We start from the raw sequence: 6,145 nt of genomic DNA on the forward strand, positions 1-6,145 counted from the left end.
ACGCCGCACTCGGCCGCGTGCGCAATCTATCGAGCGTCACGCCACATTGCGTACAGCGTCGGCCCACCATCCGGCACCACGATCTCTCGAGTCACGGCGAACCCGAAACGCTCGTAATACGGAACATTCGATTCCTTGCTCGACTCGAGATAAGCGGACGCGCCGGAGGCGTCGCACCTCGCCAGTCGCGAGTTCAGCAACGCCGTACCGTACCCGGCCCCGCGGACTGCGGAGCCGATCGTCGACAGGTACCAGTGCGGCGCCTTCGGATGGGCATCCTCCATGACCCCGTCGAGCTGTGCACCTGCACCTACCCGGCGACCCAGCGCCCTGAATATCGATGGGAACATCATCAGGCTGGAAACCGGCGATTGTTGCCACTTCTCAGGCGGATCCCACAGGGTAGCGCCACCGATCATGCCGGCGTGGTCGGTTGCCACCTCGCTACCGCCACCTTTCAGGTGATGGTAGCGGGTGATCGCGGAGAAGAACCGACTCATGCGTATCGCGCGATCTTCGGGGTTCGGCAACATCCAGGTCATCACCGGATCGTCGTCGAACGCTTCAGCGAGCACCCCCGACAACTCGATGATGTCGTGACTCTGGGCGGGGCGGACGTTCACAGCCATACAGCAAACCTACAGCCGATCGCCGCTCTACCCCCGGGAATAATCGCGATCAACGAACCAGAGGCGCGATCCGTCCGGGAATCTCTTCCAAGGCGAACGGAAGGCTGAGCACCGTACTCCACGTCATCGCCTCGGCTGCTTCGTCCTCGAGAATGATCGCCCGACCGTCCTTCACTACGTCCAACTGCTGGTAAAGCGGAGTCTTGTCGAGTTCGGCGCGCAACTTGTCACCGAAGCCGCCGCCCGCGTACCACACGAGCAGGTCCACATCGGCGAGCGTGAGTTGCTCGGTACTGATCTCGGCGAAGTTCGCGTTCATCTCCTCCAGCACAGGAGGGTTCACGAATCCGAGCTCGGTGAAGAATCGAACCTTCGGGTCCTCGGCTCCGTACACACCGAACTGTCCCGGCCCCTTCAAGGCGCCGACCATGACCGTCTTTCCTTCGAACGCGGCGTTGTTCGTTCGCGCAGTCACGAAGCCGCCTTCCACCTCGGCCACAAGCGAGCCGGCCTTCTGCTGCTGCCCCAGCGCATCGCCGAGGATCGCGGCCTGTTCCTGCCACGGCACTCCGTAATCGGCGTACTCCTTGGGCTGTGCCACCGTAGGAGCAATCGCGCTGAGCTTGTCGTACTCGGAACTCTTCAGGCCCGAGTATGTGGCCACGATCAGATCAGGGGCCGCGACAGCCACCTTCTCGAAATCGATGCCGGTGGATGCCGACGCCACGATCTCGGGCACATTGTCACCGGCAATGTCCTTGGCCCAGGGCCACAACCCGCCCGGATAGTCCCCATACCAGTCGAATGTGCCGACCAGCGTTCCACCGAGCGCGAGTACGGTGTCGTGGTCGTTGTATCCCACGCTCACGATCCGCTGCGGAGCAGCAGGAACCTCCGTCGTACCGTACTTGTGCTCGATGGTCGCCCCCGTGGCACCGCCACCACTCCCCGAGGAATCGCTGCTGCATGCAGCGGCGAACGCGAGCATGGCGCCGCCCGACGCAATCAGGAATCCTCGTCGGCTGAGGGGGGTGTTCACGGCACTCATTCGGTGAGCCTCTCGGAAGAGTCGGACTGATGGTCGAGCCGACACTACCGCGCAGTACCTGCGCGATGGTGAGGCACGTGCCGTCCGCTGGACCAGAATGGGCGGCTTACCCTTGGACATACTGCCGAAGAGCGACACCACGTGGTGAAAGGAGGTCCGATGGGTCGAGTCACCACACGTAGACGAGTCCTTCGTATCACCCCGGCGGGAGCCTCCCCGCGACCGGACACCCTCGCTGTCGAGGAGCCGTTCGAGATGCGGGTCGCCGGCCGCGCGCTGTCGGTGACGATGCGCACTCCGGGTGCGGACATCGACCTCGTACACGGGTCACTGTTCACCGAGGGCATCATCCACAGCCGCGAAGATGTGTCGAGTGTCCGCTACTGCAACGGCGTCGACGCAGCGGGCCTCAACACCTACAACGTCGTCGATGTCGACCTGGCCGGGGGCATCACCATTCCGGAGCAGGAGCACCGCCGTACCGTCGTCAACTCGGCGTGCGGGGTGTGCGGCAAGACTGCAGCCGAGGACATCGCACAACGGTCCCGATTCTCGAATCTCGCCGACCACCTGTCCGTCACCGCCACGGCGATGTCGACGATGCCAGACACCCTGCGGCACGGGCAGCGAGCATTCGCGTCGACCGGTGGATTGCACGGCGCTGCCCTGTTCACCGCGGACGGCTCACTACTCGTGCTACGTGAGGACGTGGGCAGACACAACGCGGTCGACAAGGTAATCGGGTGGGCTGTCCGGCAGGACCGTCTCCCACTTTCGGACGCGGTCCTCATCGTCAGCAGCCGGGCTTCGTTCGAACTTGTCCAGAAAGCCGCAATGGCCGGTGTGCCGGTCCTCGCAACGTTGTCCGCCCCATCCTCGTTGGCAGTGGATTTGGCCGACGAAACGAGCATGACGCTCCTCGGATTTCTCCGGGGCGAATCGATGAACGTCTACACCCACCCCGAACGCGTGAAAGCCGGTCGGTGACGGCTCACTGCAATCGGCAGATGTAGTCGATTGCAGCGCGGTACCCGTCGACTCCCAGTCCGGCGATCACCCCCGTGGCAATCCCCGAAACATACGAGCGATGGCGAAACTCTTCGCGCGCGTGAATATTGCTGATGTGCACCTCGACGAGCGGAACCTCGAGCGTCACCAGCGCGTCCCGCAAGGCAACCGACGTGTGTGTGTATCCCCCCGGATTGATCACGACGCCGGAAGCGGACTGCCTCGCCTCGTGCACCCAATCGATGAGGACACCCTCGTGGTTCGACTGACGCGCATCGATTTCGCGCCCCGCCTGCTCTGCCGCACTCCGGCACAATTGTTCGACGTCATCGAGAGTGGCAGAACCGTACAACGCAGGTTCACGAAGACCCAGCAAATTCAGATTGGGCCCGTTCAGGACGAAAATCGGTCGATCGGGAGCCATCTGTCGCTCGGCCGCCATCGTGCGCTACGCGCTCTTCTCGCGCCGCTCGCCCCGTTCGGGCTTGCGCGGAACAATCGTGGGAAGAACATTGTCCGTGACCGTCTCCGCACTGACCACAACGCGTGCGACATCGTCGCGGCTGGGGATGTCGTACATCACGGGAAGTAGGACCTCTTCCATGATGGCCCGCAGTCCGCGAGCACCGGTACCGCGCAGGATCGCCTGATCCGCGATCGCTTCCAGACCATCTTTGGTGAACTCGAGTTCGACGTTGTCCATGTCGAACAAGCGCGTGTACTGCTTCACGAGTGCGTTCTTTGGTTCGGAAAGAATCTGGACGAGCGACTCCTTGTCCAGGTTTGTCACCGACGCGACGATCGGCAGGCGCCCGATGAACTCGGGTATCAGACCGAACTTGATCAGGTCCTCGGGCATGACCTCGGCGAAGTGATCCTGCGTGTCGATCTCGGCCTTGGAACGCACTTCCGCCCCGAAACCGATACCGCGCTTACCGATACGATCCGAAACGATCTTCTCGAGACCCGCGAACGCGCCGGCCACGATGAAGAGCACGTTCGTGGTGTCGATCTGGATGAATTCCTGATGGGGGTGCTTGCGTCCGCCCTGCGGGGGAACGCTCGCCTGCGTGCCCTCGAGGATCTTCAACAGTGCCTGCTGAACACCTTCACCCGAGACGTCCCGAGTGATCGACGGGTTCTCGCTCTTGCGCGCGATCTTGTCGACCTCGTCGATGTAGATGATGCCGGTCTCGGCGCGCTTCACGTCGTAATCCGCAGCCTGGATCAGCTTGAGGAGAATGTTCTCGACGTCCTCACCGACATAGCCGGCCTCGGTCAGCGCCGTGGCGTCGGCGATCGCGAACGGAACGTTCAGCATCTTGGCCAACGTCTGCGCAAGGTAGGTCTTGCCGCAGCCGGTGGGCCCGAGCATCAAAATGTTGGACTTGGCCAATTCGACGGATTCGCCGTGGGCGTCGCGGTTCTTGTCACCCGCCTGGATCCGCTTGTAGTGGTTGTAAACGGCAACGGCCAACGATCGCTTGGCGGAGTCCTGGCCGATCACATAGTTCTCGAGGAAGTCGCGAATTTCCGCAGGCTTGGGCAGTTCGTCGAGCTTGACGTCACTGGTTTCGGCCAGTTCCTCTTCGATGATCTCGTTGCACAAGTCGATGCACTCGTCGCAGATGTACACCCCAGGTCCTGCAATGAGCTTCTTGACCTGCTTCTGACTCTTGCCACAAAAAGAGCACTTGAGCAGATCCCCGCCGTCTCCGATGCGTGCCATCTCGTCAGGCCCCTACTTCCTTCGTTTCCGTGCAACCCTCGTCCCGAAGTGGATCCGAACGAAAGCCCGTCATGTGACCGTACCCGCAGATCGGGAACAAGGTCGACTGGTTACCACCGATTCGCCGACCGAGTATCGGAACACTCTGCCGATCGAACCCTTTCCGACCCGAAACTGGACCGCTCGCGCGGTCGCCTCCGGCGGATTCAGCCTCGCGGATTACACCCCGGGCTCGCGGGAACCACCCAAACCGGGCGTGTCGCGCGAGCCGGGGCGCAGCAGTCCGAGCGACCTACTTCTGGGCGCTGAGCTTGCGGTACTCGAGTACGTCGTCGATGATCCCGTACTCCTTGGCCTCCTCGGCGGTGAGGATCTTGTCGCGGTCGGTGTCCTTACGGATCACGTCGGCATCCTTGCCTGTGTGCCGTGCCAATGTCAGTTCCATCTGGCGACGCATACGTTCGATCTCACCGGCTTGGATCTCGAGATCGGAGACCTGCCCCTGTATGCCCTCGGTCGCCGGCTGGTGGATCAACACACGAGCGTTCGGCAGAGCCAAGCGCTTTCCGGGAGTACCGGCGGCCAGGAGCACTGCGGCAGCGGACGCGGCCTGTCCGAGGCAGACGGTGTTGATGTCGGCGCGTACGTACTGCATGGTGTCGTAGATCGCCATCAACGACGTGAACGAACCACCAGGCGAGTTGATGTACATGGTGATGTCACGGTCCGGATCGAGCGACTCGAGAACTAGCAACTGGGCCATGACATCGTTCGCAGACGCATCGTCCACCTGCACGCCGAGGAAGATGATGCGCTCCTCGAACAGCTTGTTGTACGGGTTGGATTCTTTGACTCCGTAGCTCGAGTGCTCGATGAACGACGGCAGGATGTAGCGGCTCTGCGGGCCGGCCGGGGCCTGGCCACCGAGCTGACGGGGATCGAACATGTTGGTCATCGGTTCTCCAAATGTTGGTGGGGCGCAGGACTCGAGGGCAGCCGCTAGCTGCCCGACGTCTGACGCGCGCGGGACACGACGTGGTCCACGAAGCCGTACTCGAGTGCCTGGGTCGCCGTGAACCAACGATCACGATCCGAGTCCTCGAGAATCTGCTCGAGAGTCTGGCCCGTGTGTTCTGCGATGAGCTCGGCCATTTCGTGCTTGGTGTGCTTGAACTGCTCGGCCATGATCGCGATGTCGCTGGCCGTGCCGCCGATTCCGGCCGATGGCTGGTGCATCATGATCCGTGCGTGTGGCAGCGCGTACCGCTTGCCCTTCGCGCCTGCCGACAGCAGGAACTGTCCCATCGACGCGGCAAGACCCATCCCGAAGGTCGCGACGTCGCACTCCGCGAACTGCATCGTGTCGTAGATCGCCATACCGGAGGTGACCGAACCACCCGGGGAGTTGATGTACAGGGAAATGTCCCTGGTGGGGTCTTCGGCCGACAACAGCAGGATCTGGGCGCACAACTTGTTCGCGATGTCGTCGTCAACCTGGGTACCGAGGAAAATGATGCGCTCGCGCAGCAGGCGTTCGTAGACCGAATCGCTGAGGTTCAATCCAGCGGTGGCCGAGGTCATGGCGGGACTCTGCAAAGTCTCCAGGTGATTGGAAGTCACGGTACCTGCCTTCTCGATAAATCGTCGATTGCTGACACTGACCCTAACGAAGTGGGGGGGGGCCCCCGTGCCCCGGGGGCCCCCCCCACCGCGCAAACGGGAAAACAAAAA

The 6,145-nt window shown here is 62.3% G+C and carries 7 protein-coding genes; 1 reads left to right on the forward strand and 6 read right to left on the reverse strand.

Features of this window, described 5'->3' with window-relative positions; genetic code table 11:
* Nucleotides 1-26: 26 nt before the first annotated feature.
* Both ACZI8Q_RS02520 and ACZI8Q_RS02525 read right to left on the reverse strand, forming a co-directional pair.
* A complete protein-coding gene (locus tag ACZI8Q_RS02520) occupies nucleotides 27-629 on the reverse strand; it encodes a GNAT family N-acetyltransferase (protein WP_463371919.1) in 603 nt (200 codons plus the stop codon).
* Between the two features lie 49 nt (nucleotides 630-678).
* Nucleotides 679-1,677: an iron-siderophore ABC transporter substrate-binding protein gene (locus tag ACZI8Q_RS02525; protein WP_463371920.1), complete on the reverse strand. Its 999-nt coding sequence runs from the start codon at nucleotides 1,675-1,677 to the stop codon at nucleotides 679-681.
* Nucleotides 1,678-1,836: 159 nt separating this feature from the next.
* Here ACZI8Q_RS02525 and fdhD point away from each other — a divergent pair, with 159 nt between their 5' ends.
* Nucleotides 1,837-2,664, forward strand: a complete 828-nt coding sequence (fdhD, locus tag ACZI8Q_RS02530; RefSeq protein WP_463371921.1) for a formate dehydrogenase accessory sulfurtransferase FdhD — start codon at nucleotides 1,837-1,839, stop codon at nucleotides 2,662-2,664.
* 4 nt (nucleotides 2,665-2,668) lie between these two features.
* Here the strand turns inward: fdhD and aroQ are convergent, their stop codons facing one another.
* From aroQ to ACZI8Q_RS02550, 4 genes are all read right to left on the reverse strand, one after another.
* Complete coding sequence (aroQ, locus tag ACZI8Q_RS02535; RefSeq protein WP_463371938.1) at nucleotides 2,669-3,109, reverse strand: type II 3-dehydroquinate dehydratase; 441 nt, start codon at nucleotides 3,107-3,109, stop codon at nucleotides 2,669-2,671.
* Between the two features lie 24 nt (nucleotides 3,110-3,133).
* Nucleotides 3,134-4,414, reverse strand: coding sequence for an ATP-dependent Clp protease ATP-binding subunit ClpX (gene clpX / locus ACZI8Q_RS02540; protein ID WP_463371922.1), 1,281 nt, complete (start codon nucleotides 4,412-4,414; stop codon nucleotides 3,134-3,136).
* A 292-nt stretch (nucleotides 4,415-4,706) separates the two neighbouring features.
* A complete protein-coding gene (locus ACZI8Q_RS02545; RefSeq protein ID WP_463371923.1) occupies nucleotides 4,707-5,369 on the reverse strand; it encodes an ATP-dependent Clp protease proteolytic subunit in 663 nt (220 codons plus the stop codon).
* 44 nt (nucleotides 5,370-5,413) lie between these two features.
* The gene (locus tag ACZI8Q_RS02550) at nucleotides 5,414-5,995 is read right to left on the reverse strand and encodes an ATP-dependent Clp protease proteolytic subunit (protein ID WP_463371939.1); all 582 of its coding nucleotides are present in this window, start codon (nucleotides 5,993-5,995) and stop codon (nucleotides 5,414-5,416) included.
* Between the last annotated feature and the right edge of the window lie 150 nt (nucleotides 5,996-6,145).

It is taken from the genome of Rhodococcus quanlei (genome assembly GCF_055231015.1).